Source organism: Mycobacterium sp. E1715 (genome assembly GCF_001667625.1).
GTDB lineage: Bacteria > Actinomycetota > Actinomycetes > Mycobacteriales > Mycobacteriaceae > Mycobacterium.
The window spans coordinates 1-1,621 of the sequence record NZ_LZJJ01000307.1 but is presented as its reverse complement, the minus strand read 5'-3'; the positions used below and the strand labels follow the sequence as shown (position 1 = coordinate 1,621).

Here is a 1,621-nt window from a genome sequence, read left to right as displayed (position 1 = left end):
CGCGGGTCGGCGTGCGTCCGCGTCGCCACCTGGTCGTCGACCGCGGCGTGATAGACGGCCTCGGCGACCGCCGTCGAGATGGCGCGCAAGTCCTTGACGTCCGGCAGCAACGAGTCCCCGCGAGCCGACGGACTTGCCTGTCGCACAACGGCTTTCGCTGCGGCCTGCAGCATTCCCTTGGTGAGCAGCCGGGCCCCCGCCACGATGATGCCCAGCCCGATTCCGGGGAACACCAGCACGTTGTTGGCCTGCCCGATCGTGTAGGTGGTGCCGTCGTATTCGATCGGTGCGACGGGGGTGCCGGTGGTGATCAGCGCCTTGCCGTCGGACCACTGCAGCACGTCGGCCGGCATGGCTTCCATTCGCGAGGTCGGGTTGGACAGCGGGAAGATCATCGGGCGCTCGCACGACGCGGTCATGGCCTGTACGACCTTCTCGGTGAAGGCGCCGAAAACGGTCGAGGAGCCCAGCAGGATCGTGGGGGAGGCGAGCTTGATGGCTTCCACCAAGCCGACCCGGTTCCCGGGAGTCACACCGAGCTGGGCACGGTTCTTCGCATAGGGCACTTGGAAATCCCGCAGATCGTCCATGTCGTCGAACAGCAGGCCCTGCCTGTCGATGGGCCAGATCTGTGCCGTCGCCTGTTCGAGGGTGGCGCCGTCGGACACCATGGCGTCACGGATCTGATCGGCCACCCCGATCCCGGCGGTTCCGGCCCCGAAGACGATGACCCGCTGGTCGCGCATCGGCACACCCGTGAGATGGCAGCCGCCGTACACGGCCGCCACGACCACCGCGCCGGTTCCCTGGATGTCGTCGTTGAACACGCAGTACTTCTCGCCGTAGTCGCGCAGGATCCGTCGCGCGTTCAACGGCCCGAAGTCCTCGAAATGCAGGATGGCCTTGGGGAACAGCCGGTGTGCGACCTCGATGTAGCGGTTGACGAACTCGTCGTACTCCTCGCCGCGGGCTCGCGCGTGCCGATTGCCCAAATAGAACGGATCCTGCAGCAGCTGCTCGTTATTGGTGCCGACGTCGAGGGAGACCGCGATGCAGCGGCGCGGGTCGATGCCGCCGCCGGCGGTGTACAGCGCCAACTTGCCCACCGCGATCTGGATGCCGCCCACCCCCCAGTCGCCGATGCCCAGGATGGCTTCGGCGTCCGTGCACACGATCAGGTCCACGTCGTCGGGCTCCAGCCCGAAGGTTTCGAACGCCGCCTCGATGTCGTCGGGCTCGTCGATGCTCAGAAAGAGCCCGCGCTGTCCGCGGTACTCGTCGGAAAACCGTTGAATGGCCTCTCCGACCGTGGGTGTGTAGACCACCGGCATCAGCTCGGGCAGGTGGTCTTCCAGCACCTTGTAGTAGAGCAGCTCGTGGCGGTAGTGCAACTGCTCCAGTAACAGGTTGCGGCCCAGATCTGTTGCCAGGCTTTGCAATTGATGCCAGACCCGGTCGGCCTGCTCGTCGAGCGTCAGCACCGCCGACGGAAGCCGTCCGGTCAGCCCGAGCTGCCGCCGCTGCTCGTGCGTGAAGCCGACTCCCCGGTTGAGGCTCGGCGCGGCGAGTGCCGGCGGGATCCGCGGTGCGTGTGCGTCGTACATCGCAATCTCACTTCCGG

1 protein-coding gene is annotated in these 1,621 nt (G+C 66.7%); it reads right to left on the bottom strand.

The genetic code is table 11. From position 1 onward, the window contains the following. The coding region (locus A9X03_RS15625) for an NAD-dependent malic enzyme (RefSeq protein WP_068261762.1) at positions 1-1,604 on the bottom strand (1,604 nt) is incomplete at its 3' end. Positions 1,605-1,621 lie beyond the last annotated feature (17 nt).